Origin of the sequence: Dankookia sp. GCM10030260 (assembly GCF_042666655.1) — a bacterium.
GTDB lineage: Bacteria > Pseudomonadota > Alphaproteobacteria > Acetobacterales > Acetobacteraceae > Paracraurococcus.
This window is the reverse complement of record NZ_JBHTDE010000002.1, coordinates 270,103-296,709: the sequence shown is the minus strand read 5'-3', so window position 1 is coordinate 296,709 and position 26,607 is coordinate 270,103. Positions and strand designations below refer to the sequence as shown.

The 26,607-nt window shown below is 70.1% G+C and carries 28 protein-coding genes; 20 read left to right on the top strand and 8 right to left on the bottom strand.

All coding sequences use genetic code 11. From position 1 onward, the window contains the following. Positions 1–79: 79 nt before the first annotated feature. From ACFQS7_RS07830 to ACFQS7_RS07810, 5 genes are all read left to right on the top strand, one after another. Complete coding sequence (locus ACFQS7_RS07830) at positions 80–961, top strand: TauD/TfdA dioxygenase family protein (protein WP_380066481.1); 882 nt, start codon at positions 80–82, stop codon at positions 959–961. A gap of 1 nt (position 962) precedes the next feature. Beyond that, a complete protein-coding gene (locus ACFQS7_RS07825) occupies positions 963–1,874 on the top strand; it encodes a fumarylacetoacetate hydrolase family protein (RefSeq protein WP_380066480.1) in 912 nt (303 codons plus the stop codon). Beyond that, positions 1,871–2,863 carry a Bug family tripartite tricarboxylate transporter substrate binding protein gene (locus ACFQS7_RS07820; protein WP_380066479.1) on the top strand — a complete coding sequence of 331 codons (993 nt, stop codon included), beginning with the start codon at positions 1,871–1,873 and terminating at the stop codon, positions 2,861–2,863. Before ACFQS7_RS07825 ends, ACFQS7_RS07820 begins: the two co-directional genes overlap by 4 nt. Before the next feature lie 27 nt (positions 2,864–2,890). Continuing rightward, entirely contained in the window at positions 2,891–4,006 is a 1,116-nt protein-coding gene (locus ACFQS7_RS07815) for an Ldh family oxidoreductase (RefSeq protein ID WP_380066478.1), read from the top strand. A gap of 558 nt (positions 4,007–4,564) precedes the next feature. Then, complete coding sequence (locus ACFQS7_RS07810; RefSeq protein ID WP_380066477.1) at positions 4,565–6,082, top strand: alkaline phosphatase family protein; 1,518 nt, start codon at positions 4,565–4,567, stop codon at positions 6,080–6,082. A 3-nt stretch (positions 6,083–6,085) separates the two neighbouring features. Here the strand turns inward: ACFQS7_RS07810 and ACFQS7_RS07805 are convergent, their stop codons facing one another. Next, positions 6,086–6,487, bottom strand: a complete 402-nt coding sequence (locus ACFQS7_RS07805) for a nuclear transport factor 2 family protein (protein ID WP_380066476.1) — start codon at positions 6,485–6,487, stop codon at positions 6,086–6,088. 104 nt (positions 6,488–6,591) lie between these two features. Here ACFQS7_RS07805 and ACFQS7_RS07800 point away from each other — a divergent pair, with 104 nt between their 5' ends. From ACFQS7_RS07800 to ACFQS7_RS07775, 6 genes are read left to right on the top strand one after another with little or no spacing between them, the layout of a single operon-like run. Next, positions 6,592–7,563: a Bug family tripartite tricarboxylate transporter substrate binding protein gene (locus ACFQS7_RS07800; RefSeq protein ID WP_380066475.1), complete on the top strand. Its 972-nt coding sequence runs from the start codon at positions 6,592–6,594 to the stop codon at positions 7,561–7,563. 10 nt (positions 7,564–7,573) lie between these two features. Continuing rightward, entirely contained in the window at positions 7,574–8,443 is an 870-nt protein-coding gene (locus tag ACFQS7_RS07795; protein WP_380066474.1) for an oxaloacetate decarboxylase, read from the top strand. After that, positions 8,440–9,165, top strand: coding sequence for a haloacid dehalogenase type II (locus tag ACFQS7_RS07790; protein ID WP_380066473.1), 726 nt, complete (start codon positions 8,440–8,442; stop codon positions 9,163–9,165). The genes ACFQS7_RS07795 and ACFQS7_RS07790 overlap by 4 nt, the downstream gene beginning before the upstream one ends. Next, positions 9,165–9,623, top strand: a complete 459-nt coding sequence (locus tag ACFQS7_RS07785; protein ID WP_380066472.1) for a PaaI family thioesterase — start codon at positions 9,165–9,167, stop codon at positions 9,621–9,623. Before ACFQS7_RS07790 ends, ACFQS7_RS07785 begins: the two co-directional genes overlap by 1 nt. 46 nt (positions 9,624–9,669) lie before the next feature. Next, positions 9,670–10,920 carry a GTP cyclohydrolase II gene (locus tag ACFQS7_RS07780; RefSeq protein WP_380066471.1) on the top strand — a complete coding sequence of 417 codons (1,251 nt, stop codon included), beginning with the start codon at positions 9,670–9,672 and terminating at the stop codon, positions 10,918–10,920. A gap of 2 nt (positions 10,921–10,922) precedes the next feature. Continuing rightward, positions 10,923–12,149: a URC4/urg3 family protein gene (locus ACFQS7_RS07775; protein ID WP_380066470.1), complete on the top strand. Its 1,227-nt coding sequence runs from the start codon at positions 10,923–10,925 to the stop codon at positions 12,147–12,149. Here the strand turns inward: ACFQS7_RS07775 and ACFQS7_RS07770 are convergent. Beyond that, positions 12,117–13,058 carry a LysR family transcriptional regulator gene (locus ACFQS7_RS07770; protein ID WP_380066469.1) on the bottom strand — a complete coding sequence of 314 codons (942 nt, stop codon included), beginning with the start codon at positions 13,056–13,058 and terminating at the stop codon, positions 12,117–12,119. The two genes, ACFQS7_RS07775 and ACFQS7_RS07770, sit on opposite strands and share 33 nt — an antisense overlap. A gap of 105 nt (positions 13,059–13,163) precedes the next feature. Between ACFQS7_RS07770 and ACFQS7_RS07765 the strand changes: the two genes are divergently transcribed. Together ACFQS7_RS07765 and ACFQS7_RS07760 are read left to right on the top strand one after the other, a co-directional pair. Continuing rightward, entirely contained in the window at positions 13,164–14,114 is a 951-nt protein-coding gene (locus tag ACFQS7_RS07765; RefSeq protein WP_380066468.1) for an alpha/beta fold hydrolase, read from the top strand. Positions 14,115–14,152: 38 nt separating this feature from the next. Next, positions 14,153–14,704 (top strand): pyridoxamine 5'-phosphate oxidase family protein, encoded by a 552-nt coding sequence (locus ACFQS7_RS07760; RefSeq protein WP_380066467.1) that lies wholly within the window; start codon positions 14,153–14,155, stop codon positions 14,702–14,704. On the opposite strand, the gene ACFQS7_RS07755 is transcribed toward ACFQS7_RS07760, so the two are convergent. The 3 genes from ACFQS7_RS07755 to ACFQS7_RS07745 all read right to left on the bottom strand — a co-directional run bounded on the left by ACFQS7_RS07755 (position 14,691) and on the right by ACFQS7_RS07745 (position 17,307). After that, positions 14,691–15,653, bottom strand: a complete 963-nt coding sequence (locus ACFQS7_RS07755; protein ID WP_380066466.1) for a Bug family tripartite tricarboxylate transporter substrate binding protein — start codon at positions 15,651–15,653, stop codon at positions 14,691–14,693. The genes ACFQS7_RS07760 and ACFQS7_RS07755 overlap by 14 nt on opposite strands. Then, positions 15,653–16,456 (bottom strand): SDR family NAD(P)-dependent oxidoreductase, encoded by an 804-nt coding sequence (locus ACFQS7_RS07750; protein ID WP_380066465.1) that lies wholly within the window; start codon positions 16,454–16,456, stop codon positions 15,653–15,655. The genes ACFQS7_RS07755 and ACFQS7_RS07750 overlap by 1 nt, the downstream gene beginning before the upstream one ends. Positions 16,457–16,635: 179 nt before the next feature. Further along, a complete protein-coding gene (locus ACFQS7_RS07745) occupies positions 16,636–17,307 on the bottom strand; it encodes a glutathione S-transferase family protein (RefSeq protein WP_380066464.1) in 672 nt (223 codons plus the stop codon). Between the two features lie 38 nt (positions 17,308–17,345). On the opposite strand from ACFQS7_RS07745, the gene ACFQS7_RS07740 reads away from it, so the two are divergent. Together ACFQS7_RS07740 and ACFQS7_RS07735 are read left to right on the top strand one after the other, a co-directional pair. Next, positions 17,346–17,621 (top strand): hypothetical protein, encoded by a 276-nt coding sequence (locus ACFQS7_RS07740; protein WP_380066463.1) that lies wholly within the window; start codon positions 17,346–17,348, stop codon positions 17,619–17,621. A gap of 247 nt (positions 17,622–17,868) precedes the next feature. After that, positions 17,869–18,117, top strand: coding sequence for a hypothetical protein (locus ACFQS7_RS07735; protein ID WP_380066462.1), 249 nt, complete (start codon positions 17,869–17,871; stop codon positions 18,115–18,117). Between the two features lie 6 nt (positions 18,118–18,123). Here the strand turns inward: ACFQS7_RS07735 and ACFQS7_RS07730 are convergent, their stop codons facing one another. Both ACFQS7_RS07730 and ACFQS7_RS07725 read right to left on the bottom strand, forming a co-directional pair. Then, on the bottom strand, positions 18,124–18,546 hold the full coding sequence (locus ACFQS7_RS07730) for a response regulator (protein WP_380066461.1): 423 nt from the start codon (positions 18,544–18,546) through the stop codon (positions 18,124–18,126). A 279-nt stretch (positions 18,547–18,825) separates the two neighbouring features. After that, positions 18,826–19,737, bottom strand: a complete 912-nt coding sequence (locus ACFQS7_RS07725; protein ID WP_380066460.1) for a hypothetical protein — start codon at positions 19,735–19,737, stop codon at positions 18,826–18,828. 159 nt (positions 19,738–19,896) lie between these two features. Between ACFQS7_RS07725 and ACFQS7_RS07720 the strand changes: the two genes are divergently transcribed. From ACFQS7_RS07720 to ACFQS7_RS07710, 3 genes are all read left to right on the top strand, one after another. Then, complete coding sequence (locus tag ACFQS7_RS07720) at positions 19,897–20,892, top strand: Bug family tripartite tricarboxylate transporter substrate binding protein (RefSeq protein ID WP_380066459.1); 996 nt, start codon at positions 19,897–19,899, stop codon at positions 20,890–20,892. Positions 20,893–21,171: 279 nt separating this feature from the next. Continuing rightward, complete coding sequence (locus ACFQS7_RS07715) at positions 21,172–22,752, top strand: hypothetical protein (protein ID WP_380066458.1); 1,581 nt, start codon at positions 21,172–21,174, stop codon at positions 22,750–22,752. Positions 22,753–22,844: 92 nt separating this feature from the next. Further along, positions 22,845–23,678: an NADPH-dependent oxidoreductase gene (locus ACFQS7_RS07710; RefSeq protein WP_380066457.1), complete on the top strand. Its 834-nt coding sequence runs from the start codon at positions 22,845–22,847 to the stop codon at positions 23,676–23,678. A 51-nt stretch (positions 23,679–23,729) separates the two neighbouring features. On the opposite strand, the gene ACFQS7_RS07705 is transcribed toward ACFQS7_RS07710, so the two are convergent. Then, positions 23,730–23,978, bottom strand: a complete 249-nt coding sequence (locus tag ACFQS7_RS07705; RefSeq protein WP_380066456.1) for a DUF3072 domain-containing protein — start codon at positions 23,976–23,978, stop codon at positions 23,730–23,732. A gap of 188 nt (positions 23,979–24,166) precedes the next feature. On the opposite strand from ACFQS7_RS07705, the gene ACFQS7_RS07700 reads away from it, so the two are divergent. Further along, the gene (locus ACFQS7_RS07700) at positions 24,167–25,513 is read left to right on the top strand and encodes an alpha/beta hydrolase family esterase (RefSeq protein WP_380066455.1); all 1,347 of its coding nucleotides are present in this window, start codon (positions 24,167–24,169) and stop codon (positions 25,511–25,513) included. 44 nt (positions 25,514–25,557) lie between these two features. Beyond that, complete coding sequence (locus tag ACFQS7_RS07695) at positions 25,558–26,532, top strand: aldo/keto reductase (protein WP_380066454.1); 975 nt, start codon at positions 25,558–25,560, stop codon at positions 26,530–26,532. Positions 26,533–26,607 lie beyond the last annotated feature (75 nt).

Genomic DNA, 26,607 nt, shown 5'->3' with positions numbered 1-26,607 from the left:
GCTGCGGCGCCGTCGCGCGGCGCGCAAGCTTGACCGCGGGCGGGCGCTGCCCGACCCTCGCGGCCTGGAGGAAACAACCATGCGCATCACGCCGAACAATGCCGGGCTGGGCGCGCGGGTCGAGGACATCGACCTGGCGGTGCCGCTGACCCAGCCCGATTTCCGCACCGTGCTGCGGGCGCTGGGCCAATACGGCGTGCTGTGCTTCCCCGGCCAGGACATGGAAGCGGCGCAGCTTTCCGCCTTCGGCAGCCGGTTCGGCGAGCTCGAGGTGAATGTCGCCAACCTGTTCCATGCGCCCGGCCGTCCGGAGGTGATGATCCTCTCGAACATGAAGGACGCCGAGGGTAAGCCGGTGGGGCTGCACGATGCCGGCCAGGGCTGGCACACCGACATGTCCTATTCGCACGACATCGCACTTGCGAATGCGCTGCATGCCAAGACCATCCCCGTCCGCGACGGCAGGCCGTTGGGCGACACGCAGTTCCGCAACATGCACGCGGCCTATGACGACCTGCCGGCCGAGGTGGTCCAACGGCTGGAAGGCCGCGTCGCGATCCACGACTTCGAGAAATTCTGGGAGGTGATGCGCACCCGCCCAGGCAGCATCCGCAAGCCGCTGACGCCGGAACAGAAGGCGAAGAAGCCGCCAGTGCCGCAGCCGATCTTCCGCACCCACCCGATCACCGGCCGCCGCGTGCTGTATTGCAACCCCGGCTACGCCATGCGGATCGAGGGATTGGCGCCGGCCGAGAGCGACGCGATGCTGGAATACCTCTTCCGCCACCAGGCGCAGGACAAGTACCTCTACAGCCACGCATGGGCGCCGGGCGATCTGCTGATGTGGGACAACATCGGCACGGTGCACAACGCCGCTGCGGATTACGGCCCTGAGGAGCCGCGCTACATCCTGCGTGTGCAGGTGATGGCGACGCGTGACTACGCCGCGTTGGCCGCCTAAGATGAAGCTGGTCAGCTTCGAGGCCGACGGCGCCGGGCGCATCGGCGCCGTGCTCGGCGAGAACGTGGTGGAATTCCAGCCGGCGCTCGACGCCGCCCGCGCCGCGGCCGGCGAGACGCCGATGGCCTTTCCCACTGACATGCGGGCATTGCTGGCGGCCGGCGGGGCGGCGATGGTGCAGGCCGCCCGCGCGCTGGCCTTCGCCGCCCGGCCGGAGAATGCCGCGTTGCGCCGCCCCTTGTCCGGCGTGCGGCTGCGCGCCCCGCTGTCGCCCGGCAAGATCCTCGGCGTCGGGCGCAACTATGCTGACCATGCGATGGAGGTCGGCGGGCCGAAGCTGGCGGCGCCGCGCATCTTCCTCAAGCCTACCTCCTCCGTCAGCGGACCGGACGACGTGGTGCGTATCCCCGCAGCGGCACTGAAGCCGGACTGGGAAGTGGAACTGGCCGTGGTCATCGGCCGCGCCGCCTGGCAGGTCAGCGAGGGCCAGGCGCTCGATCACGTCGCCGGCTATACGGTGCTGAACGACCTGACCGACCGCGCCCTGCAATTCGACCATCCGATCGGCATGACCAGCTTCGGCAAGGGGCTCGACGGCTTCTGCCCGATGGGGCCCTGGATCGCCACGGCGGAGGAGGTGGGGGAGCCCTGGGCACTCGGCCTGACCTGCCACCTGAACGGGGAAGAGGTGCAGCACGGCAATACGCGTGACCTGATCTTCCCGGTCGCCACCTTGATCGCCTGGCTGTCGCGTTTCGTCGCGCTGCAGCCGGGCGACGTCATTGCCACCGGGACCCCGGCCGGCGTCGGACATTTCCGCAGCCCGCCGGTCTATCTCAGGCCCGGCGACCGGTTGCGGCTGGAAGTGGAGAAGGTCGGCGTGCTCGAACATTCCATGGGAGGCCCGGCATGATCGGCCGCGCTCTTGCCTTGCTGCTGGCGCTGGCCGGCACCGCCCCAGGGGCATCGAATGCGCAGCCCCGCGCGCCCGGCACGGACTACCCGAACCGGCCGGTCCGGATCGTCGTGGCGCTCGCCCCGGGCGGCAATGCCGACCTGAACGCGCGGTTGGTGGCGTCGCAGCTTTCGGCCCAGACCGGCCAGCAATTCGTGGTGGAGAACCGGCCGAGCGGCGGCGGCACCGTCGCTTTCGAGACGGTCGCGGCGACGCCGCCCGACGGCTACACGCTGCTGGTCGGTGCGCTGGGGTCGCACACGCTGAATGTCGGCCTCTATGGCGAACGGCTGCGGGTGCACCCGCTGACCGGCGTGGACCATGTGACGATCTCCAGCCATTCGGCCATCGCGGTCGCGGTGCAGCCCAGCCTCGGCGTGAAGACGCTGGCCGAATTCCGCGCCCTGCTGGCGGCCAATCCGGGCAAGTACGACTACGGCTCCTCCGGCAACGGCACCACCGGGCACATCGCCGGAGCGATGCTGGTGCAACTGCTCGGCGTGCAGGCGCAGCACGTGCCCTATCGTGGCTCGGCCGCCGCCTTCACCGACCTGGTGGCGGGCCGCACCGCCTTCCAGGCGGATACGATCTCCTTCCTCTCGGACCACTTCAAGGCCGGCACGGTCCGTGGCATCGTCATCGCCACGCCCGAACGGTCGCCGATGTCGCCCGACCTGCCGACCAGTGCCGAGGCCGGGCTGCCGGAGTACCAGGCAACCACCTGGACGCCATGGAGCACGACGCTCGGCACGCCATTGCCGATCCGGCAGTTCCTCTACGAGCAGATCGCCGAGGCGCTGCGCGTGCCGGCGGTGCGCGACCGGCTGCTCCAGCTCGGCAACACCATCCCTGAAGGCATGACGCCCGAGAAGACGCGCGCCTTCATCGCCAGCGAGATCGACCGCTGGGTGCCGATCGTCCGCGCCACCGGCGCCCGCGTCGACTGAACGCTTCCAAGGGAAGACACCAAGACAATGGCCAAGAACGTCACCTCCGGCCGGCCGGTGCCGGCGGATGCCATCCGGGCGCAGATCCACGCCATCCTCACCGCCTGGGGCATGCCGGACAACCACGCGAAAACGACTGCCGACGTCATGGTCGAGACCGACCTGATGGGCGTCGACAGCCACGGCCTGTCGATGCTCATGACCTACGAGCAGGGCGTGCAGGCCGGGCGCCTGAAGCTGCAGGCGCAGCCCCGCGTGGCGCGCGACACCGGCCCGACCGCGCTGCTGGATGCCGGCAACGGGCTCGGCCATCCGGTCTCGGCGCTGGCGATGAACATGGCGGTCGACAAGGCGCTGGCGCACGGTATCGGCGTGGTCGGCGTGGTGAACAGCCACCATTTCGGCGCGGCCGGCGCCTATGCCCGCATCGCATCGGCGCGCGGCGTGATCGGCATGGTGACCAGTTCGGCGCAGGGCATCACCATGGTGCCGACGCGGGCCGCCATGCCGGTGCTGGGCACCAACCCGCTGGCCTTCGCCGCACCGGCCAAGCGCAACCCGCCCTTCGTGCTGGACATGGCGACGACGACGGTCGCCGCCGGCAAGGTGAAGGTGCACCACCTGAACGACGCGCCCCTGCCGCCCGGCTGGGTGGTGGACGGCACTGGCCAGGGCATCACCGATCCGCACGAGGGCAATGCCTATGTCTTCGAGCGCAAGGAAGGCGGCATCACCCCGCTCGGCGGCATCGAGAACCAGGGCAGCGCCAAGGGCTACGGCCTGGCGATGCTGGTGCATATCCTCGGCGGCACGCTGGTGGGCGCGGCCTTCTCGCCGATCCACAAGCGGACCTGGACACCGGACCAGGGGCAGAATATCGGCCATTTCTTCCTTGCTCTCGACCCCAAGGCCTTCCGCGAGGAGAACGCCTTCGAGAGCGACCTGGACGATATCCTCGACGTGCTGCACGCGACGCCGCCGGCTGATCCGGCCGAGCCGGTGCTGGTGCCGGGCGAGCCCGAGGACATCATGCGCGCCAAGCGTCTGGCCGAAGGCGTGCCGGTACCGGACACGCTGGACGATTTGATCCGCGGCATCTGTCAGCGGTCCGGCGCGCCCTATCTGCTGCGGCCGAACAGCTGACGTCGGGCTTCGGGCGTCTTCACCACAAGTCCGCAAGCGCAGGCGGCGAATCAGGCTTCGCCGTCTTGCGTCGGGCACCAGGGGTTGGATTCGCGGCAGCCGCGGCTGCCGCCGGTGGAGAAATCGCCCCAGACCCGACCGCGCCTAGGCCCACCCTAGAAAAGGGTATCCGGTGGTGACCTTGGCCGAATTCCTCGGTGGCGAATCGGGCAAGGCCAGTCGGCGTGCCCTGCCCCATGTTGGACCGCGCGATGGGTGACGACGACCCGGAGATCGACTTCGGGCGAGGTGCCGGCAGGGACTGCGATGTGCGCCGCCGCAGTTTGCGCCGTTGGCGCGCGGATGCCGATGATGAAGGCGCCGACGGGACCCAAAACGCGGAGAAAGCCACGACGGGTGCAGCAAGGGGTCAGTTGCGGCCTGTCGGCCGCGATGGCAGGAACCGGCTTCAGGCAAGTCCGATCAGTGATGCGCAACGATCACGGATCGGCCGTTCTCTGGCCCGCTGCCGGCGCTTCCAGCGCGCGGAGCCCATCAAACAACGAAAAGGCAGAGCGCATGGCCCGCCGCAGGAACGTGCTGCTGATCATAGCCGACCAGTGGCGGGGCGATTGCCTCGGCCGGCTTGGCCATCCCGGCGTGCGCACGCCGCAGCTCGATGCCCTGGCCCGGCGCGGCACCAGCTTCACCCGGCATTTCGGCCAGAGCGCGCCCTGCGGCCCGGCCCGGGCCTCGATGCTGACCGGCCTCTACGTCATGAACCATCGCGTGGTCGCGAACGGCGTGCCGCTGGATGCGCGGCACCCGAACCTGGCGCTGGAACTGCGCCGCGCCGGCCACGACCCAAGCCTGGTCGGCTATACCACCACGGTGCCGGACCCGCGCGCCACCACAGCCCAGGATGCCCGCTTCGCCGAATGGGGCGACGTGCAGGAAGGCTGGCGCGTTGCCGCGCATTTCGACGAGGTGGAATGGCGCAACTACTTCGCCTGGGTCCGCGCCAAGGGCGTGGCGCTGCCGCCCAACCCGATGGCGCTGATGGCGGCCGAAGGCCCGCCCGGCCCGACCGCGGCACCGGCGCGCATCCCGGCACATGCCTCCGACACCGCCTGGTCGGCGGAGAAGACCATCGACTTCCTCCGTGCCAGCCGGAAAGACCGGCCTTGGGTGCTGCATTGCGGCTTCTTCCGCCCCCACCCGCCCTTCGCCGCGCCGGCGCCCTGGCATGCGGCGGTGGGCGAGATCCCGCCCGCGATCGGCTGCGCCGATCTGGCGGCGGAGGCGGCGCAGCACCCGCTGGTGGCGCATTGGCTCCAGCACCAGAAGCGGTCGAGCTACTTCCAGGGCGCCACCGGCAAGGTGCAGCCGCTCTCGGCCGAAGAACTGGCTCTGACCCGCCGCGCCTATTACGGCCTGATCGCCGAGGTGGACGACGCCATCGGCCGGGTGCTGGCGGCGCTGGAGGAGACCGGCCAGGCCGAGGACACGCTGGTGGTTTTCACCGCCGACCACGGCGAACAGCTCGGCGACCACGGGCTGCTCGGCAAGCTCGGCTGGTTCGACCAGAGCTACCATCTGCCGCTGATCGTCGCCGGTCCCGACGTGCCGCAGGACGCCCGGGTGGAGGCCTTCACCGAGGCGGTCGACCTGATGCCGACGATCCTCGACTGGCTCGGCACCCCGGTGCCGCGGGCCTGCGACGGCCTCCCGCTGACGCCCTGGCTGCGCGGCGAGACGCCAAGGGCATGGCGCGACGCAGTGCATTTCGAATACGACCTGCGCGGCGGCTGGCCCGACCCGCGCCGGCCGCCCTTCGGCCTCGCCGTGGATGAGGCGGCGATGTGCGCCATGCGCACGGCGGACTGGAAATATGTCCATTTCGCCGCGCTGCCGCCGGTGCTGTACGATCTGCGGGCGGACCCGCGGGAGACGCGCAACCTGGCGGCCGACCCGGCGCATGCCGGGCTGCTGTCGGAAGCGCAAGCGCGCATGCTGTCCTGGCGCATGCGGCATGCCGACCGGACGCTGACGCATCTCTGCGCCACCCCCGCCGGCCTGGTGGACCGGCGGGGTTGATCCCTACTCGCGGATATCGGCGCGGTAGACCTTGCTGACGATCCGCCAGCCCTCGCGGGTGCGGTTCAGCACCAGGTAGTCGGTGAAGTAGCGCGGCGGCAGCTGGCAGGCGACCTTCACGAAGGCGGTCTCCGGCCCACTGATGTCCAGCAGCAGGATGCGGTCGTCGCGCTTCAGGCCCTTGCTCGCCGCGCTCTCCCGCGTGCGAACCGCGGCGAACCAGTCCTCGCGCGGCACGTCCACCACGCCGCCATCCTTCTCGCAATACAGGTGGCTGACCGGATGGAAGGCGGCGGCGAGCTTGTCGACGTTGCCTTCATAGAGGCCATCGAAATAGGTCTGGATAACCGCCTCGATCTCGGCGACGGCGCTGGCCGCCATGGGGCGGCCGCTGGCATCGGGCATGGGTCTCTCCTGGTTTCTCCCAGGCCATCCTGGCATGGAAGCCGGGGCCTTGCATCCATCCCGCGCAGCCCGATACTCGCCGCCGAACCGGGAGAGAACGATCCATGCCCTTCGGCCGCCGCACGCTGCTGGCCGTCCCTGCCCTGCTGGCCGGAAAGACGCCTGTCGATGCCTGGGCTCAGGCCTGGCCGAGCCGGCCGATCCGGCTGATCGTCCCCTATGCCACCGGCGGCGGGACCGACCTGCTCGGCCGGGCGATCGCCGAGGCGCTGCGCCCGGCCCTGCCGCATCCCGTGGTGGTGGAGAACCGGGCCGGCGGCGCCGGCGTCATCGGCTCGGAGCTCGTGGCCCGGGCGGAGCCGGACGGGCATACGCTGATGGCCGTGGTCTCCACCCATGTCGCCAACCGCTACTTCCTGCCCTCGCTGCCCTATGATCCGATCAAGGATTTTACCCCGGTCGCCCTGCTGTCGCGCAACACCATGGTGCTGGCGACCGGGGCGGCACAGCCCTATGCCGACCTGCGCGCGATGCTGGACCATGCCCGGCGCAATCCGGGCAAGGTCGGCACCGGCAGCACGGAATCGCTCTCCTCCTTCATCGGCCAGGAGTTGGCGCGGCGCGCCAAGGTCGAGATGGCGGATGTGCAGTACCGCTCCGGCGGCCAGCTGATGAACGACATCGTCGCCGGCCACCTGCCGGTCGGCTGGACCAGCACCGCCAGCGCCATGCCGCATATGCAGACCGGGCGGGTGCGGGTCCTCGCCGTCTCCACCGCCACCCGCACGCCCTTCTTCCCCGACGTCCCGACCGTGCAGGAACAGGGGGTGGCGGATTTCGACTTCTCGGGATGGGTCGGGCTCTATGGTCCCGCCGGGCTGCCGGAGGCGGTGGTAGCCCGGCTGCAGGAGGCCCTGGCCCGCGCCTTTGCCGACGAGACCCTGAAGCAACGCTTCACCACGATGGGGATCGAGCCCGACCTCCGCCCCGCCGCCGGCCTGGTCCAGGCGGCGCAGCGGGAGGACCGGCTCTGGGCCGCCGCCGCCGCCGCGGGACACATCAAGAAAGAGCAGTAGGAAGACACACATGGCCGATCCGCGCCTCAAGGCCGCCTTCGCCGCGCACCGCTTCATCGTCGCTCCCGGCATCTTCGAAATGATTTCCGCCAAGGTGGCGGATGGAATGGGGTTCGATTGCCTCTACGTCACCGGCTTCGGCACCGTTGCCTCGCATCTCGGCGTCGCCGATGCCGGCATCGCCACCTACACGGATATGGTCGGCCGCGTCGGCACCATGGCGCGCGGCTGCCGCACGCCGGTGATCGCCGATGCCGATACCGGCTATGGCGGACTGCTGAACGTCCGCCACACCGTGATGGGTTACGAGGCCGCGGGCGTCTCCGGCATCCAGCTGGAGGACCAGGAGATGCCGAAGAAATGCGGCCATACGCCGGGCCGCCGCGTGATCCCGGCCGAGGAGATGGCGCTGAAGATCCGCGTCGCCGTGGAGGCCCGCAAGGACCCCAATTTTCTGATAGTCGCCCGCACCGATGCGCGCACCACGCTCGGGCTGGATGAGGCGATCCGCCGCGGCAGGATGTTCGAGGAGGCCGGCGCCGACGTCATCTTCGTCGAGAGCCCGGAGACCGAGGCGGAGATGCAGGCGATCGGCAAGGCGATCACCAAGCCGCTGCTGGCCAACATGGTGGAGGGCGGCCGCACGCCGATCCTGCCCGCGGCACGGTTGGCCGAGATCGGCTACGCCATGGCGATCTACCCGGCCATCGGTTTCCTCGCCGCCGCCGCGGCGCTGGAAAAGGCCTTCGCCCATCTGAAGGCCACCGGCGACAGCGCGGCGATCGGCGAGAGCTACGGCTTCAAGCGCATGACCGACCTGATGGGCTTCCCAGAAGTTTGGGACTTCGACGCGCGCTGGGCCCAGGAGAACAAGGCATGACCCGCTTCGATACCGTCAAGGCCCTGGTCTTCGACGTCTTCGGCACCGTGGTCGACTGGCGCGAGGGCATCGCCCGCGACGCCGCGCCGGTCCTGGCGCAGCTCGGCAGGCGCGACATCGACCCCCGCGCCTTCGCCGATGCCTGGCGCAAGCGCTACCAGCCGGCGATGGAGGAATGCCGCAGCGGCCGCCGCGCCTGGACGCGGCTCGACGTCCTGCACCGGGAGAACCTGGACGGCGTGCTGCAGGACCATGGCATCGACCCGGCCCAGCTTGGCGAAGCCGCGCTCGACGACCTCAACCGCGCCTGGCACCGGCTGGACCCCTGGCCGGAGGCGGTGGCGGGACTGACCCGGCTCAAGCGCAAGTTCATCATCGCGCCGCTGTCGAACGGCAACATCGCGCTGATGACCAACATGGCGAAGCGCGCCGGCATCCCCTGGGACGCCATCCTCGGCGCCGAGGTGGTGCAGGCCTACAAGCCGCAGCCGGAGGCCTATACCCGCACCGCCGAGGTGCTGGGCATCCGCCCGTCGGAGCTTTGCCTTGTGGCCGCCCACAACGGCGACCTGAAGGCGGCGCGCGCCGTCGGCCTCGCCACCGCCTTCGTGCCGCGGCCGACCGAGCACGGGCCGGGCCAGTCCGGTGACCTGGCGCCGAGCGAGGCCTGGGACGCGGTGGGGCGGGATTTCCAGGACCTCGCGGCGAAGCTCGGCTGTTGATGCAGTCACCCGCCGGGTTCGTGCGGATGCCGGGGCACGACCCCGGCATCTACAACAGCCTGATCGGCCCCTTCTGGGCCAGGCCGGAAGGCGAGACGGTCGCCATCGGATTCCGGGTCGAAGCGCGGCACAGCAATCCGGCCGGCCAGTGCCACGGCGGGATGCTGGCGGGCTTCGCCGACATCGTCCTGGCCGGCGGCTGCAACTACGTGGCGCGGCTCAGCCGCTTCCTTGTAACGGTGTCGCTGACTACCGATTTCCTGGCCCCGGCGGCACTAGGCGCCTGGGTCGAAGCCCGACCGGAGGTGCTGACCGTGACCCGCAGCACCCTGTTCGGCCAGTGCCTGGTCACCGCGGACGGCACCCCCGTGCTGCGGGCCAGCGGGACCTTCCGCTTCGGCGGTGACCCGGATGCGCGTTTCGACCGGCTACGGCGCCTGCTGGAAGGGAACACTTAGCGGCGTGGCACTTGCCGCGCCGCAGCATCCGCCCGACATTCCACCCATGAGCATCAACCAGCCCCGCCATATCCGGCTGACCTCGCATCCGGAGCCGCTGGCGCATCGCTGGCCGATCCAATGGGCCGCGGCGACGCCACTGGAACGCGGCCCGGTGATCGGCTCGGTCACCCGGCCGGGCGACCGCAACGTGGTCGGCACCCATGGCGGGTCCTACTCGCTCTACCGGGCGCTGGCGGTCTCGGCCGGCACGCTCTCCCCGCTGCAGCGGCCGGACCTGGCCAATACCCATCCGGTGACGCCGATCGGGCCGCATCCGCAGTGGTCGGAACCCGGCAGGATCGTCTCGCTCGACCCCTGGGGCGCCGTGGTCGGCGAGGTCTTCGGCGACGCGATCGGCGAGGGCATCGATATCCGCCCGACCATCGCCGTCACCAAGGCGCGGCTGAACATGGCCGAGCTGAACGCGCTGATCGGGACCGGCGAGCTGACGCCGGACGGCGAGGTGCTGCATCCCGGCGGCGACGTCTCCGTCACCAAGGCCGCCATCGATCCCGTCTGGTGGCTGCCGGGCATCGCCGAGCGCTTCGGCGTGGCGGAACACGGCCTGCGCCGCACCCTGTTCGAGCAGACCGGCGGCATGTACCCGGAACTCGTCACCCGCCCCGACCTCGCAGTCTTCCTGCCGCCGATCGGCGGCATCACGGTCTACATCTTCGGCAACCCCGCCCACCTGGCCGACCGCCGGGTGCCGCTGACTTGCCGGGTGCACGATGAATGCAACGGCTCCGACGTCTTCGGCTCCGACATCTGCACCTGCCGCCCCTACCTCATCCAGGGGATCGAGGAGAGCGTGCGGCAGGCGCAGCAGGGCGGCGTCGGGCTGGTGGTGTACAACCGCAAGGAAGGCCGCGCGCTGGGCGAGGTGACCAAATTCCTCGTCTACAACGCCCGCAAACGGCAGGAGGGCGGCGACCAGGCGGCGACCTATTTCGAGCGCACCGAATGCGTCGCCGGCGTGCAGGACGCCCGCTTCCAGCAACTGATGCCGGACGTGCTGCACTGGCTCGGCATCACCAAGATCCACCGCCTCGTCTCGATGTCCAACATGAAGCACGACGCCATGGTCGCGCAGGGCATCGAGATCGGCGAGCGCGTGCCCATCCCGGCCGACCGCATCCCGCCCGACGCCTCGGTCGAGATGGAGGCGAAGAAAGCCGCCGGCTACTTCGCGGCCGAGACACCGAGCGCCGAGGACCTCAAGCGCACCATCGGCCGCGCCCTGGGCGAGATGTAACGATGGCGGAGGACTCGCCCACCGCGGCGCTGCTGACGCCGGAGGCGGTGCGCGAGCGGTCGCACGAGCTCTTCGACCTCGGCCTCGACAACCGCCTGCAGGCCTGGGTGGTGCAGCCGGAGGCGATGGCCGCCACCGCCGACTTGGTGGCCGAGGTGGTGCGCACCAACCACCCGGACCTGAAGGTGCCCTACCATGCCCGCACGCGGCACTTCATGCCGGACGGCGCGGAAACCCTGGCGCTGATCGCGGCCGCGACCAGCGACGACCCGGCGGCGCTGCTGCGGGCGCAGATCGACCTGACCGTCGTTTCCGTCCTGCTCGATGCCGGCGCCGGCATGGCCTGGCGCTACCGCGATGCCGCGACCGGCAAGGCCTATGCACGGTCCGAGGGCCTGGCCATGGCCAGCCTGGCGATGTTCGCCGATGGCGCCTTCGCCGATGACGGCACCTCCCCCCGCGCCGATGCCGCGCGGCTGCGCGGCATGACGGCGGAGGAATTGGGCCGCGGCCTGCAGGTCGGGCCGGACAATCCGCTGACCGGCCTCGAGGGCCGCGCCGCGCTGCTGCGCCGGCTGGGCGAGACCTTGGCCGCCACGCCGGCGGTCTTCGCCCGGGTCCAGCCGCCGCGGCCGAGCGGGCTGGTCGACGCGCTGGCCGGACAACTGGTGGACGGCGCGCTGCCCGCCCGCGCCATCCTCATCGCCCTGCTACGCCATCTCGGGCCGATCTGGCCGGGGCGGGAGACGCTGGACGGCGTCAATCTCGGCGATTGCTGGCGGCATCACGGCATCCACCGCGCCGACGCCAGTGCCGGGCTGATCCCCTTCCACAAGCTGTCGCAATGGCTGACCTATTCGCTGGTCGAGCCGCTGGAAGCGGCAGGCATCCCGGTGACGGGGATCGATGCCCTCACCGGCCTGCCGGAATACCGCAATGGTGGCCTCTTCCTCGACATGGGCGTGATCCGCCCGCGCGACCCGGCGGTGTTCGCGGCGGAGCATGCGCCAGGCGACATCCTCGTCGTCGAATGGCGGGCGCTGACCGTCGCCTTGCTGGATGCCATCGCGCCGATGGTGCGGGCGCGGCTCGCGCTGACGGCGGAGGACTTCCCGCTGGCCCGCGTGCTGGAAGGCGGCACCTGGTGGGCCGGGCGGCGCCTGGCGCAGGAGCGCCGCGCCGATGGCGGGCCGCCGCTACGCATCGTCAGCGACGGTACGGTGTTCTGAAGCCTCGTCGCGCAGCACCGCCAGCGCCCCCAGGCGCGGTACGGCGAAATCGAGAAACGCACGTACCCGCGGCGGCAGCAGCCGCGCCGAGGGAAAGACCAGGGAGACCGGCAGCGCCGGCGTCTCCCAGCCGCGCAGCAGCCGCACCAGTGCGCCACTCTCCAGTTCCTCTGCCATCTGGTAGGACAGCGCGCCAAGGATGCCCTGGCCGGCGACTGCGGCCGCCACGGCCGCCCGTGCCTCGTTCACCGCGAAGCGCGGCGCCACGCGCTGGGCGACCTCGCGCCCGTCCGGGCCGGTGAAGCGCCAGTCCGGCGGGATGGCGCGGCCGCGGAAGACCACGATGTCGTGCCCGGCCAGATCTTCTGGCGCCGCCGGCATGCCGCGGGCGGCGAGGTAGCCCGGGCTCGCCACCACCAGACGCCGCACGCTGCCGACGCGCCGCGCCACGAGCCCGCTTTCGCGCAGCGTGCCGATCCGCAGCGCCACGTCGATCGACTCCTCCAGCAGGTCGGCATTGTGGTCGGAGAGCAGCAGTTCCGCCCTCACCTGCGGCTGCGCCGCGAGGAAGGCCGTGACGACCGGAGCAACGTGAAGCCGGCCGAAGACCAGCGGCGCCGCGACGCGCAGCAGCCCGCGCGGTGCCGTTCCCTCTCCGGCGGCTTCCGCCATGGCGTCGGCATAGTCGGCCAGCAGCCGCCTTGCATGTTCGGCCAGCCGCCGCCCCGCCTCGGTCGGTGCCAGGCGCCGGGTGCTGCGTTCCAGCAGCCGCACGCCCAACCGTTCCTCCAGCACCGCGACCATCCGCGTCATCGCCGGTGGCGAGCGGCCGAATTTGCGGCCGGCCGCGGCGAGGCTGCCCGCCTCCACCGCCGCGACGAAGAGCCGCATCTCCTCCAGGCGGTCCATTCTTCCAGCCCTCACAACAGTCACTTGCTAGCAGAACGCATTCTTGTTCCGCCAGGCAACGACCATTCTTCGGCCCAGCCGGATGGCCCGGCAGGAGACAGAGCCATGAACCGCAGGATGCTCTTCGCCGGCGCCGCCGCGCTTCCCGCCGGCCTTGCACTGCCCGCGGCAGCACAGCCGCAGCCTGTCGGCCCGACCCGGTACCGTACGGTGAAGGTCGAGGGTCTCGACATCTTCTACCGTGAGGCCGGCCCGGCCGACGCGCCGGCGCTGTTGCTGTTGCACGGCTACCCGACCAGCTCGCACATGTTCCGCGATCTGATGCCCCGCCTGGCGCATCGCTGGCGCGTGGTGGCGCCGGACTTTCCGGGCTTCGGCTTCTCCTCCAGCCCCGACCGCGCCGGGTTCGCCTACACCTTCGACCGGCTGGCGCGGGTCATCGAGGGCTTCACCGGCGCGGTGAACCTGGCCCGCTACGCGCTGTACGTCATCGACTACGGCGCCCCGGTCGGCTTCCGCCTGGCGGTGGCGCATCCGGAGCGCGTGACCGGCCTGGTCGTGCAGAACGGCAATGCCTACGAGGAAGGGCTGCAGGCCTTCTGGGACCCGATCCGTGCCTATTGGGCCGCGCCGGGCGACCCGGCGCGGCGGGAGGCGCTGCGGCCCATCACGCAACGCGATGCGACGATCTGGCAGTACACCAACGGCGTGCCGGACACCTCCCTGGTCTCGCCTGATGCCTGGACGCATGACCAGGCGCGGCTCGACCGGCCGGGCAACGCCGAGATCCAGCTCGACCTGTTCCTCGATTACCGCAGCAACCCGCCGCTCTACCCGGCCTGGCAGGCAGCCTTCCGCCAGCATCGCTGGCCGACGCTGATCACCTGGGGACAGAACGACGTGATCTTCCCGCCCGCCGGCGCCGAGCCCTATCGCCGCGATTTGCCGGTCGAAGGGTTCCATATGTTCGACACCGGCCACTTCGCGCTCGAGACGCATGCGGCCGAGATCGCCCCGCTGATCGACGGCTTCCTGGCGAAGCACGTCGTCCGCTGAATCACCCACCTGTCACGACCATCGAGGAGTTTGCCGTCATGGGCAGGCATTTCGCGGAGATCGCCTTCACGCCGGCGGTGCAGGCGGAGCAGCAGGCGTTGGGCTCGCAGGCGCATTATGCCCAGGTCGCGGCGCAGGGCCGGGACGACAGCGTGCTGACCGCGCGCGAGATCGGCTTAATCCAGGCACGCGACAGCGTCTATCTGGCCACGGTCTCGGAGACCGGCTGGCCCTACATGCAGCATCGTGGCGGACCGCCTGGATTCGTGCGGGTGCTGGATGCGCGTACCATCGGCTTCGCCGACCTCCATGGCAACCGGCAGCACATCTCGGTCGGCAACCTGGCGAACAACGACCGCGTGTCGCTGTTCTTCATGGACTATGCCAACCGCCGCCGGCTGAAGCTGCTGGGCCATGCCCGGGTGGTGCGGGATGATCCCGACCTGCTGGCGCGGCTGACGCCGCCCGGTGCCGAAAGCCTCGCCGAGAGCGCGGTGGTGATCGAGGTCGCCGGCCACGATTGGAATTGCCCGCAGCACATCACGCCGCGGCTGACGCTGGAGGAATGGCAGGCGATCAGTCCGGCTTGATGCCGACCCGCTTCACCACGTCGGTCCAGGCCGCGGTTTCGCGCGCCATGCGCGTGGCGACGAAATCGGCGTCGGCGAAGGCCGCGAAGGTCCCCGCCTCAGCCGCCCGTCGCTGCACCACTGGGTCGGCCAGCACGCTGCGCAACGCGTCCTGCAACCGGGCGATGATCGGCTCCGGCGTCCGCAGCGGCGCCAGCAGCGGGAACCAGCTGTCGATCGGAATCGGCGCGAAGCCCTGCTCTATCATCGTTGGCACCTCGGGCAGGGCGCGATGGCGTTCGGCCCCGGTGGTGGCGACCGGGCGCAGCCTGCCGTCCTTGAAAAAGGCCAGCACCGGCGGCGGGCTGTTCATGTAGAACTGGATCCGCCCGGCCAGCAGATCGGAGATGGTCTCGCCGGTGCCGCGATAGGGCACGTGCACGATGTCGATGCCGGTCTGCAGCTTCAGCAATTCGCAGCCGAGATGATGGAGCGAGCCGTTGCCGGCGGAGCCATAGTTCAGCTTGCCCGGATTGGCCTTCGCATGGGCGACGAACTCGACCAGCGTGGCGGACGGGACCGAAGGGTGCACCATCATCACCTGCGGTGAGTTGGTGATCTGTGCCACCGGCAGTAGGTCCTTCGCCGGATCGTAGTCGGTGACGCCCTCCACCGCCGGCTTGCCGGTCAGCGTGCCGGAATAGCCGACCAGCAACGTATGGCCATCTGGCCGCGCGCGGATGCCGGCCAGCATGCCGATCGCGCCGTTGCCGCCCGGCCGGTTCTCGACGACCACCGACTGGCCGAGCCGCTGGCCGAGCGGTTCCGTCAGCAGGCGCGCGGCGAAGTCGGTGCCGCCGCCGGCGGGGGCGGCGACGAGCAGCGTGATGGGGCGCGACGGCCAAGCCTGCGCCCGCGCCGCCGGCGCCAGCAGCAAGGCAGGCGCCGCCAGCAGGCCACGCCGCCGCATCAGACCGGCCCCGCCGCGGTGAAGCCGCCATCGACCACGATCTCGGTCGCGGTGATGTACTTGGCCTCGTCGCTCACCAGGAACAGCACGGCATGGGCGATGTCCCAGCCGGTGCCCATATGCCCCATCGGCACGCTGGCATTGCGACGGGCGATCAGCGCCTCCGCGTCGTTGGCGCCGAGCTGGCGCACCAAGCGGTGTTCAACCAACGGGGTGTGCATCAGCCCCGGCACCACGGTGTTGCAGCGGATACCCTTCTTCGCATAGCCCATCGCCACCGACTTGCTGAAGGCGATGATGCCGGCCTTGCTGGCGGAATAAGCGCTGTGCACGCGGCCCGTCCCCATGCGCAGCCCGGCGACGGACGACAGATTCACCACCGCGCCGCGCCCTTGCGCCTCCATCTGCGGCAGGACGTGCTTGCAGCCAAGGAAAGCGGATTTCAGGTTGAGGTCGATCTGCGCGTCCCAGGCCTCCTCCGTCATGTCGACGGGGCCTCCGGGGGCGGAGCCGCCGACATTGTTCACCAGGATGTCGATGCGGCCGAAGCGGGCGATGCAGTCGGCGACCGCAGCCTCGACCTGCTCCGCCACCAGCATGTCGCAGCGATGCGCGACGGCGGTGCCGCCCTCGGCCGCGATCAGGTCGCGCGTTTCGGCAGCGGCGGGTTCAGTGATGTCGATGCCGTAGACCTTGGCGCCGGCGCGGGCCAGCAGCACCGCAGTTGCCTTGCCGTTGCCCCAGCCCGGTCCCACCGAGCCGGCGCCGGTGACCAGCGCCACCTTGCCATCGAGCCTGAACACGATCGTCCTCCGTGGTTTCTTCTTGCGGGATGGCAAGGCAAGGTTGTGGAAGGAACAAGTCTTTCCTTTCCAAACCCCACCTATGCATTTTCTGGGTCTGGCACTTGCGGTGCGGCGATTGCCTGACCCGGAAAAACGGATGCAGGGTCCGGGGAGCACGCCTCCTCCCCGGCCTTACCTCAGGCAGCCGTATGGCGGAACATGATCTTTCGCGCTTCCTCGTCCATCTCCGCCTTGAAGGCATGTCGCGTCTTGATAGCCTCGGCCCGCGCCGCGGCCGGCCTTGCATTGATCGTCGCTAGGTGCCGCTTGACGTTGCCCAGCCTGTCGAATTCCTCGGCACCGAGGACGAAGCCGCCGAGCCGTTCCCAGCCCCAGGCCGCCATGTCGACAAAGGAGTAGCTGTCGCCGACAAGCCACTCGCGGCCTTCCAGCCTGTCGTTCAGGATGCCCCAGTGGCGCTTCGCCTCGAAGGCGTAGCGCGTCACGCCATAATCGTTGCCGGCGGGCGCGAAATTCTTGAAGTGGACATACTGGCCCGAATACGGGCCGATGCCGGAGGCGATGAACATCAGCCAGGACAACGTCTCCCCGGCGAAGTCCGGCTTCGGCAGGAATTGGCCGGTCTTCTCCGCCAAGTACAGCAGGATGGCGTTCGAATCGAAGACTGGCTTGCCGTCGTCGACGATCGACGGCGCCTTGGAATTCGGGTTGATCGCCACATAGTCCGGGCTGAACTGGTCGCCCTTGCGGGTATCGACCGGGATCGCCTCGTAGGGCAGGCCGCTCTCCTCAAGGAAGAGCGCGACCTTCATCGGGTTCGGTGCGGCGTTGTAGTAGAATTGCAGCATGGGTGGCCTCCGGGTTCGGGTGGCGGATGGGAGCGCACATGGCGCTCTCCCGCAAGCCACCCGTCATCTGGCTGGCGCCACCGCCGGTCGCGCCGCTGTGTCCCCCGCATGCACTCGCGGTCCATCGCGTTGATCGAGCAGCCCTTGGTCTCGATGCCGAGGACGGCGAAGACGCGTTCGCTGGCACAAGTCAACAGGCCGGATGGACGAAAGCAGCCACGCCGGTTTCGACATCAGCCTCCGGCGTGAAGCGCCATCTGCTGTCTACGGGCATTGCCAATGCATGTGGCCTGATCACCTGCCCGCTACTGTAGATGCCATCGGCCAAGCGCGGAGCGTGACGCAAAGCTGCGCCGCCCGTAGGGCATCGCATCGGATGACGGCCAAGCCGCCGCCGTCGTGCGGAGCAGCCGCCGCTGCGGAGCATGAGCTTGCGCGGCTGACGACACCGGTTGGACCGACGGCTGCTGGACCTCGCATGGCTGTCCATCCGTCAAGATGGCAGATTTACTGCCGGTGTCCGGACGACCGCCTGTGCGGCGCACAATGCTGCAGTGCGGCGTGAACCAGAATGCGTCTCATGCGCTGCAGCGCGACAACAATCACATGGAGACCACGATGAAGCGAATGATCCGCCGGGCCGCGCCTGCGCTGCTGTTGCTTGGCCTCGCCGCGTGCCAGCAGGAGGGTCCTGCCGAACGCGCCGGCCGCAGCCTCGATCGCGCCGGCCAGAGCGTGCGCGACACCGTGGATCCCCCGCGCGGGCCGGTCGAGCGGCTTGGTCGCTCGGTCGATCGCGCAGTGAACTGAACGGCGTCAGATGTGCCGTTCAGGCCCGGCGTGATCCGAGAGGGGCTCGTGCCTCTCGCCTAGGCCGATCATGTCGTGCAGCACCGCCGCAGCGAGCGATGGCGTGAAGGGTTTGGCCAGAAAACGAGACCCATCGACCGCCTGGCCATTCTCGGCGCCACCGTAACGGCCTGAGGCGTAGACCACAGGCAGTTGCGGCCGGATCACCCGTGCAGCACGCGCCAGCGCAAAACCATCCGAGCCGCCGGGCAGGTTGATATCGGTCAGCATGGCGGAGATGTCGTCGCGGTCGCAGACCAAGGTCAGCGCCTCTTTTGCATCGGCCGCTTCGAGAACCTCGAATCCGCCATCGCTCAGCGCATCCACCAAGGTGAGGCGCACCAGGAAGTCATCTTCCACAACGAGCAGTACGGGTGAGTCGACCTGCATTACCTGAGTTCCCTGCCTCGCATTAGGCAAGCGCGGATGGTCGGCTCCGTTGCTGCCATCCTATGTGACGAGCGCGTGACTTCCAGATCAGGTCCGCGCTGATCGCAAGCGTACCGGTCCACGCAGCATGCACCCTGCATGCGAGTTTCCTGTGTGGGTCTCATGAATCGGCAGACATGCCTTTGCCCTGAGCCGGGATCGCCCGGCATTGCGACAGGAGCGATACGATCGTCGGGCTGCGATGAACGTGATCGGCCGTCACCAAGCGGCAGCGTCGTGTTATTGTGTCCAGGCCTCGGCCACGTTCAGCAGCGTGGCGCCATTCTGGCGATCGCGCGCTGCCATGGACCCGGCGCAGCCCTGGTCAGCCAGCACTGGGGAGCCGGGCGCCGTGACCTCCAGCTTGGCCCGGACCCGGCACAGCACGCGCCGGGTACTGGCCGGGGAGCCGCCATGCCAGCGCGCCAGCGCGGCAGTCCAACTGCCCGTTTCGGAATGCCAGCGGTGCAACAGCCCGCCAGCCCAATCGGCCGCACGCTCAGCATCCAACGGCCAATCGCTGTTGCGCGCATGCACTCCTGCATTCACCTGGACGCAGCCCGCCATGACCGAGGCACCGCCACGCGCAGCGGCCAACAGGGCGCGGGCCTCGGCCGGGCTCTCGGGAAACAAAGCGCGGCCACCGATGTTCAGCGCATGGGCGTGCAGGCCGCTCTCGGACAGGGCAATGGCCACCATCAGGCCGTCCGGCAGGCCGTGGATGTGTTCCGCACGCCGGGCCGCGGCCAGACAGGCCGCACGCGGCGAGGCCTGCACCGGCTCCATCTGGACGGCATGCGCCAGGCGCGGCGCCGGCAACAGGTCGTCCGACGAATCTGGCAGCCGTGGACCGCCATGCCGCAGGGCTGGGCGGGCATGAAGCCGCTTTGGCTTGGCGCGATAGGCGGCAGGCTTGCCGCCCCGGCCGGTGAAAGGCTTTACCGTGGACTGAACAGCCGGGGACGAATCGTGCGGAGCCGCCATGGCCGAGGCGGTCGCCAGGGCTGCGGCGAGAAGGGCAAGGCTCAACACCCGGGCCGCTGTCGCGGCTCGAGGTCCTGGCCCCGGAGGCAGGGCGCCCCGCAACTCGCGCGGGAACGCCGCTGAGGGTAGCCGGGGGTCACCCACCGGCTGGCCGTTCGCGGACGTCATCGCGAAGCCGGTATCATGCCGGAAGCGCTACGGCAACCGCATGGGGCAGAACGGGCCCCGCTTGGCCGGTACCGGTCCCGGCATTTTTTGCGCGACGCCGCCGCAATGCGGACCAGATGCAGCAGCAGGATGGTGCCGAACCCGGGAGTGAGACGTCCCATGCGCCGCCTGTCCCGTCGTGCGCTGATCGCCGCCCTGCCCATGCTGGCCGGGCCAGGGACTGCGCGTGCCCAGGCCGCCGCCAGCTATCCCGCCGTGCCGGTGACGCTGGTCGTGCCCTTCTCGGCTGGCGGCGCCGCCGACATCGCCGCGCGGCTGCTCGTCGGCCATGTCCGGCGGCATCTGCCCAACCCACAAGGCGCGCTGCTGGTGGAGAACCGGCCCGGCGCGTCCGGCGCGGTCGGCACGCAGTTCGTCGCCAGCGCCAAGCCGGATGGCCAGACGTTGCTGCTTGCCCGCGTCGCGTCCTCCGCCATCCTGCCGGCCATCGACCCGCGCACCGGCTACGCCTGGGACGATTTCACCATGCTGGGTCTGCTCGAAGAGACTCCGTTCGTGCTTTGCGTCAGGGCGGACTCGCCCTGGGACTCACTCCGCGACCTGCTCGCCGTGCTACGCGAACAGCCAGGGCGCATCAGATTCGCCACCACCGGAACGGCAACGCTGCTCGACCTTGGCGTCCGTCACCTGTTCGCTACAGCCGGCCTGCCGATCGACGCCGCCCTTGCCATACCGTTCCGCGGCGGCGGTGACGCGGTGGCCGCGTTGCTGGACGGACGAGTGCAATTCCTCGGGACCAATCTCAGCGATGCCCTGCCGCCGCTGCGGGATGGACGGTTGCGCGGCCTGGCGATCGGCACCCACGAGCGGCTGCGGATCCTGCCCGCGGTGCCGACGGCGCGGGAGGCCGAAGTACCTGGCTTGGCCGACGTGACCGGGTGGAGCGCGGTATTCGGCCCGGCGGCGCTCGAGGACGTGCCGATGCGGGCCTGGACCATCGCGCTTGCCGCATTGCGCGACGACAAGTCATGGCAGGACGGTGTCCGCGCTGCCGGCGGTGTCCCGCGTCTGCTCGGACCCGAGGAGACCCGCGCCTATCTGCGCGGCCAAGTAGCGTTATACCGGGATCTCGGCCGCCGGCTTGGGCTGCTCTGAGGCGGCTTCATAGCGGCAGCAAGCGCCGTGGGTGGCCTGTGTCCACCGGGTCACATCGTTGCCTGGCTGCTGCGGCACTTGGGAACGTGAAAGGCATTTGAGCCGCGTTCGCGCCACTAGGGACGGGTTGCGGGTCGGCGTGGCCTGCACCGGGCAGACGCCGATGGGTGCTGCACGCGCACAACCGCAGGCCGGAGTCCTCTCTTGCACCGCATCCAACGCGCATTGCCTTGGCCTGATGCAGCGCCGCGCACCGGAATCGGACCGCTGCTGGCCGTCGTGCTCGGCGTCACCCTGCCCAGCCTGGTCGCAGTTGCCCTGGTGATCATGGCCAATGGCGGCGACTTCGCCTATGGGATGGACGGGCCTTACATCCACATGGCGATGGCGGACCAGATCCGGCAGGGCAATTATGGCCTCAATCCCGGGGAACCAGCCTCGCCCAGCTCTTCGATTCTCTATCCCTTCCTGCTCGCGCTGCTCACCCCGCTGCCCTTCGGCGCGGCAACCAGCCTGGTCTTCTGCCTCGCCGCCAATGCCGGCTCGGCGGTGCTGCTCTGTCTGATCGCAACGGAATGCGGCATCCGGCTGCGGGCCGTGGCGCCCGGCTACCTCGCTGCCATGGCGGCAGCGCTCTCGCTCGGCCTCAACCTGGTCGGCTTGGCCATGGGCGGGTTGGAACACGCGCCGCAGGTCACCTTCAGCCTCGCTGCCCTGCTTGGCCTGGTGCGCGTTTGCCATCGCGAGCGGGCGGATGCCTGGTGGATCGCCGCCCTGGTCCTGCTGCCGTTGCTGCGGTTCGAGACGGGGTCGGTAACCCTCAGCTGCGTGCTGGTGCTCATGGCGCTCGGTCGCTGGCGGCTGGCTGCCGGGATAATGGGGCTGACGGTCCTGGTGCTGGGCAGCTTCTTCGGCACGATGCATGCGCTCGGCCTGCCCGCCTTGCCGCAATCGGTGCTCGACCGGTCGATGGTCGCCGGCACCGGTGCGGAAACCGACTGGCGGCGTCTGCCGGGTCGATTGGTCTGGATCTTCTACACCAACCTGCGGGTGAACCTGCTGAGCCATGGCGGCGCGCATATCCTGCTCGGCGTGCTGGTGGCGGGCTGGGGCACGGTGATCGGTCTCGGCGCGCCGGTCGCGCCCTTCCGCTGGACCCGACCCCTGGCGGGCTTCGACGCCCGCGACCGCGCGCGGATCGCTGCGGTGATACTGTTCAGCTGCGCCGGCTTCGCGCATCTCCTGGCCGGCAGCCTGGTCTCGATCTCGCGCTACGAGATCTACGTCATCTTTCTCGGCCTCGGTGCCATGCTCGTGGTCTTCGACCGCCCGGCGGAGGCGCTGTTCAGCCGTTTGGGACCCTGGGCCTGTGCTGCGGTTTGCGCCTCTTTCCTGATCGGTGGCGCCGGCTACACGCTGCGCAGCATCGACGCGGTAAAATCGGCCCAGGCGCTGCACGCGACCGACGACCAGATGGCCCGCTTCGTCACCGAATACTGGCGCGGGCCGGTGATGGTGACGCGCTGGGGCCGGATCAACTGGCACAATCCTTATGTCGTGGCGCCGATGCCGGCACCCTCCCGGGCCATCCCGGAATCGGTGCAGATCGCCCAGGCCGAGGCCGAGGCGGCCCGGCGCGGGATCGGCCTCGCCCTCCTCTTCGACGGCGGCGGCACGGTGGAACCGCCGTCCTGGCGCCCGGTGGCGCGGCTGGCGGCGCGGCGGATCGGTGCCGGGGAGACCAATTTCGGCATCACCCTCTATGCGGTGACCGAAGCCGATGTGCCGCGCATCCAGGCGGCGCTGCGCGATTTCGCGCCCAGCGTCCCACCGATCACCCTGCTGGAGATGCGACCCTGACCGGCCGTGACCAACCACTCCGGCCTGGCGCCGGCAGCCCTTGCCACCGGCAGCGTTCCCGCTAGCCTCGCTGCAACGCGAGGAGCGGTTCGATGGACGGCATGACTTCCCCCACCACCCAGCAGGCGGCGCTGGCGGCGCGCTACGGCGCCGCCACGCCACCCGCCGGCCCCTGGAACGCCACCATTGCCGGCATGGTCGAGCACCGCTCGGTCCGCGGCTACCGGCCCGACCCGCTGCCGCCCGGCACGCTGGAGACACTGGTCGCCGCGGCGCAATCCGCCGCTACCTCCTCGAACCTGCAGACCTGGTCGGTGGTCGAGGTGGCCGACTCGGCGGCCCGCGCAGTGATGACCGAGGTCGCCGGCAACCAGCAGCACATCCTGGAATGTCCGCTGTTCCTGGTGTTCCTGGCCGATGTCGGACGCAACGAGCGAATGGGCATCGCCGAGGGCAAGCCGCTGGAGGGCACGCCTTTCCTCGAAGCTTTCCTGGTCGCCTCGATCGACGCAGCGCTGGCGGCGCAGAATGCCGTCGTGGCCGCCGAAAGCCTGGGCCTCTCGACTGTCTATATCGGCGCGTTGCGTAACGACACCCAGCGGGTGGCGGCGACGCTCGGCCTGCCGCCGGGCACTGCCGGAGTCTTCGGCCTCTGCGTCGGCTATCCGAAGGCCGGGGCGGAGGGCGAGGTGAAGCCGCGCCTGCCGCAATCCACAATCCTGCACCGCGGCCGCTACGATGCCTCCGGCGAGACGGCGGCGCGCGCCGCCTATGACGCCGAGATGAGCGCCTTCTCGCAGCGGAACGAGATGGCGGCGGATACCTGGACCGCACGCGTCATTGCCCGCAACGGCACCATCAAGGCGCTACGCGGCCGGGACATGCTGGCGGCGGCGCTACGGGCGCTGGGCTTCCCGCTCAAGTAGCGGCACGGCAGCCAGGGCCACCATGGCCCTGGCTGCCGGCGCCGGGTGGGGCTACCGCCCACGCCCGGTCCTGGACTGCAATTCGTCGATCCGCTTCGAAGCATCGGCCTTGCTGAGTCCCGGGTCGAAGGCCTCGCCGGCCTCCTCGCTGAGCGTCTTCAAGTAGCTGGCCTGGGCACCGGTCATCTTTTCGTCACCCGTGGTCCAGTCGTCCGGGTCCTTGATGGTGTTGGACCCGGGCTCCGGGTCGAGCTTGGGATTCTCGGGCGCGTCATGGGCCGGGGCAGGGTGTTTCGCCATGGGTCGGGCTTCCTTTGCCGATTGGGTGTTCGCTTAACGTTCACTCTGGCATCGCGTTGCCTGCCGCCGCATTCGATGTGCATGTTGCGTTGCAGCAAATTTATATGCTGCGACGCAGCGAAACTCACCTCCACGCTTCACGCTGGTCATGAAGCCGCACCACGCGGCGTCCCTGAAGGACCCGCATTTTGTTCCCCCGCCGCATCGCCATCGCCGATCTCGTCCGCCGCAGCCAGGCCATGGCACAGGGCGCCGGCTTTTCCGTTGGCAGCCTCGGCGGCGTGCCGTCCGGCGACGGCGCGCTGGCGGAGGTAAGTGGTTTCGGCAGCAATCCCGGCGAGCTCCGCATGCTGGAATTCGTCCCCGATGCGCTGCCCGCCAGGGCGCCGCTGGTCGTCGCCCTGCATGGCTGCACCCAATCCGCCAGCGGCTATGACCGCGGCTGCGGCTGGTCGGTGCTGGCGGCGCGCCAGGGCTTCGCCCTGCTGCTGCCGGAACAGCGCGCCGCGAACAACGCAAACCGCTGCTTCAATTGGTTCGAGCCGGGCGACAGCCAGCGCGACCGGGGCGAGGTCGCCTCGATCCGGCAGATGGTGGCGCATATGATCAGCCAGCACCGGCTGGACCCGACGCGGGTCTTCGTCACCGGCCTCTCGGCCGGCGGCGCGATGACCTCGACCCTGCTGGCCACGTATCCGGAGGTCTTCGCCGCCGGCGCCATCCTGGCCGGCCTGCCGCATGGCGCGGCGCAATCGACGGCGGCGGCCTTCGAGGCCATGGCGACCGGCCGGCCACGCCCGGCGGCCGAGCGCGCCGCGGCGGTGCGCGCCGCCTCGTCGCATCCCGGTCCCTGGCCGCGCGTGGCGGTCTGGCACGGCGATGCCGACACCACCGTCCGGCCGCCGAATGCGGCGGAGATCGTCAAGCAGTGGCAGGCGCTGCACGGGCTGGACGCCGCCCCCGAGGCCGGCGCATCGCTCGGCCGGGCGCATCGCGTCGAGGTGTGGCACGGGCGGGACGGTATGCCGCTGCTGGAACACCATGCCATCGCCGGCATGGGCCATGGTGTGCCGATCAGCACCGGGGGGGCGCCGCTCGGCGAGGCGGCGCCCTTCATCCTCGACGTCGGGGTCTCCTCCACCACGGCGATCGCCGGCTTCTTCGGCCTGGGCGCCGCCACGCAGCGGGCCCCCGCGCCGCAGACCGGGCGGACGCGGCCCGGGACGCCGGAGACCGTGGCGCCGCCGACGCCCGTGCCGGCGGATGCAGGGTCACCAGGGTGGCTCAACCGGATCATCGCCATCGGGCGCGACAGCAGCGCCCAGACCGCCGCCGCTGCCGCCCGGTCGCAATCCGCGACACCACTGGCGGGACCGCGCGGCTGGCTCGGGCAACTGCTGGCGAACGAGCCTGAGCCGTCGAAGGCCCGGCCGCAGCCGGACGAGGCGCCGGCAGCCCCTGCCCGCATCGGCCGCATCGCCCCGGGCCCGATCCTCCGCCGCGCGCTGCGTGCCGCCCGCCTGCTGGACCGCTGACCGCGCCGGCGGCATCCTCACCGCCGAGCACGAGGAGAAACGTCATGCGGCACCGCAACCTGGGGCGCAGCGGCATCACCGTCCCGCCCATCGTCTTCGGTGGCAATGTTTTCGGCTGGACCTTGGACAAGGCGGCGTCCTTCCGCATCCTCGACCGGCTGTCCGAGGTCGGGCTGACCGCGATCGACACCGCCGACGTCTATTCCGCCTGGGTGCCGGGCAACCAGGGCGGCGAGTCAGAAGCGATCATCGGCGAGTGGCTGGCCGCCCGCGGCAACCGCGCGAAGCTGACGATCCTGACCAAGGTCGGCATGCAGGTGGGCCCGCGCGACGCCGAGGGGAACGGCCCGAAGCACGCCGTCGGCCTGTCGCGCCGCTGGATCATGGCCAGCGTCGATGCCTCGCTCAAGCGGCTGCGGACCGACGTCATCGACCTGTACCAGGCGCACAAGGACGACCCCGAGACGCCGCTGGAGGAAACGCTTTCGGCCTTCGCCGACCTCATCAAGGCTGGCAAGGTGCGCGCCATCGGTGCCTCCAACTATTCCGCGCCACGGCTGCAGGAGGCGTTGGAGACCAGCGCGAAGCTCGACCTGCCGCGCTACGAGACCATGCAGCCGCAGTACAACCTGATGGAGCGCGAGGGCTTCGAGGCCGAGCTCGGCCCGCTCTGCGCCCGCGAGGGTGTCGGCGTCATCAATTACTATGCGCTCGCCTCCGGCTTCCTGTCCGGCAAGTACCGCTCGGCGGCGGATTATGGCAAAAGCCCGCGCGGCGGCGGCATGGCGAAGTACCTGACGCCACGCGGCCATGCGGTGCTCGACGCGCTGGATGCGGTGGCGCAGGAGGCCAGGGCGACGCCGGCGCAGGTGGCGCTTGCCTGGCTGCTGGCCAAGCCCGTGGTCAGCGCGCCGATCGCCAGCGCGACCAACGATGCGCAGATCGACGATTTGGTGAAGGCGGCATCGTTGACGCTTTCGCCGGCGGCCGTGGCGAAGCTGGACGCCGCCAGCGCCTGAATCGGGCAGGGTTGCCGTTCAGGAGTGCGCGGCAACCCTGCCCCTTCCTCCCCGTTCCCGCCCTGCCGTGGCCAC

Coding starts and splice junctions, on each gene's coding strand:
- ACFQS7_RS07760 (WP_380066467.1), top strand. CDS start 14,153: ATGGGCAGGCATTTCGCGGAGATCGCCTTCACGCCGGCGGTGCAGGCG.
- ACFQS7_RS07710 (WP_380066457.1), top strand. CDS start 22,845: ATGGACGGCATGACTTCCCCCACCACCCAGCAGGCGGCGCTGGCGGCG.
- ACFQS7_RS07825 (WP_380066480.1), top strand. CDS start 963: ATGAAGCTGGTCAGCTTCGAGGCCGACGGCGCCGGGCGCATCGGCGCC.
- ACFQS7_RS07815 (WP_380066478.1), top strand. CDS start 2,891: ATGGCCAAGAACGTCACCTCCGGCCGGCCGGTGCCGGCGGATGCCATC.
- ACFQS7_RS07695 (WP_380066454.1), top strand. CDS start 25,558: ATGCGGCACCGCAACCTGGGGCGCAGCGGCATCACCGTCCCGCCCATC.
- ACFQS7_RS07805 (WP_380066476.1), bottom strand. CDS start 6,487: ATGCCCGATGCCAGCGGCCGCCCCATGGCGGCCAGCGCCGTCGCCGAG.
- ACFQS7_RS07705 (WP_380066456.1), bottom strand. CDS start 23,978: ATGGCGAAACACCCTGCCCCGGCCCATGACGCGCCCGAGAATCCCAAG.
- ACFQS7_RS07755 (WP_380066466.1), bottom strand. CDS start 15,653: ATGCGGCGGCGTGGCCTGCTGGCGGCGCCTGCCTTGCTGCTGGCGCCG.
- ACFQS7_RS07800 (WP_380066475.1), top strand. CDS start 6,592: ATGCCCTTCGGCCGCCGCACGCTGCTGGCCGTCCCTGCCCTGCTGGCC.
- ACFQS7_RS07725 (WP_380066460.1), bottom strand. CDS start 19,737: ATGACGTCCGCGAACGGCCAGCCGGTGGGTGACCCCCGGCTACCCTCA.
- ACFQS7_RS07745 (WP_380066464.1), bottom strand. CDS start 17,307: ATGCTGCAATTCTACTACAACGCCGCACCGAACCCGATGAAGGTCGCG.
- ACFQS7_RS07775 (WP_380066470.1), top strand. CDS start 10,923: ATGGCGGAGGACTCGCCCACCGCGGCGCTGCTGACGCCGGAGGCGGTG.
- ACFQS7_RS07810 (WP_380066477.1), top strand. CDS start 4,565: ATGGCCCGCCGCAGGAACGTGCTGCTGATCATAGCCGACCAGTGGCGG.
- ACFQS7_RS07785 (WP_380066472.1), top strand. CDS start 9,165: ATGCAGTCACCCGCCGGGTTCGTGCGGATGCCGGGGCACGACCCCGGC.
- ACFQS7_RS07795 (WP_380066474.1), top strand. CDS start 7,574: ATGGCCGATCCGCGCCTCAAGGCCGCCTTCGCCGCGCACCGCTTCATC.
- ACFQS7_RS07790 (WP_380066473.1), top strand. CDS start 8,440: ATGACCCGCTTCGATACCGTCAAGGCCCTGGTCTTCGACGTCTTCGGC.
- ACFQS7_RS07720 (WP_380066459.1), top strand. CDS start 19,897: ATGCGCCGCCTGTCCCGTCGTGCGCTGATCGCCGCCCTGCCCATGCTG.
- ACFQS7_RS07780 (WP_380066471.1), top strand. CDS start 9,670: ATGAGCATCAACCAGCCCCGCCATATCCGGCTGACCTCGCATCCGGAG.
- ACFQS7_RS07730 (WP_380066461.1), bottom strand. CDS start 18,546: ATGCAGGTCGACTCACCCGTACTGCTCGTTGTGGAAGATGACTTCCTG.
- ACFQS7_RS07740 (WP_380066463.1), top strand. CDS start 17,346: ATGGCGCTCTCCCGCAAGCCACCCGTCATCTGGCTGGCGCCACCGCCG.
- ACFQS7_RS07765 (WP_380066468.1), top strand. CDS start 13,164: ATGAACCGCAGGATGCTCTTCGCCGGCGCCGCCGCGCTTCCCGCCGGC.
- ACFQS7_RS07830 (WP_380066481.1), top strand. CDS start 80: ATGCGCATCACGCCGAACAATGCCGGGCTGGGCGCGCGGGTCGAGGAC.
- ACFQS7_RS07820 (WP_380066479.1), top strand. CDS start 1,871: ATGATCGGCCGCGCTCTTGCCTTGCTGCTGGCGCTGGCCGGCACCGCC.
- ACFQS7_RS07770 (WP_380066469.1), bottom strand. CDS start 13,058: ATGGACCGCCTGGAGGAGATGCGGCTCTTCGTCGCGGCGGTGGAGGCG.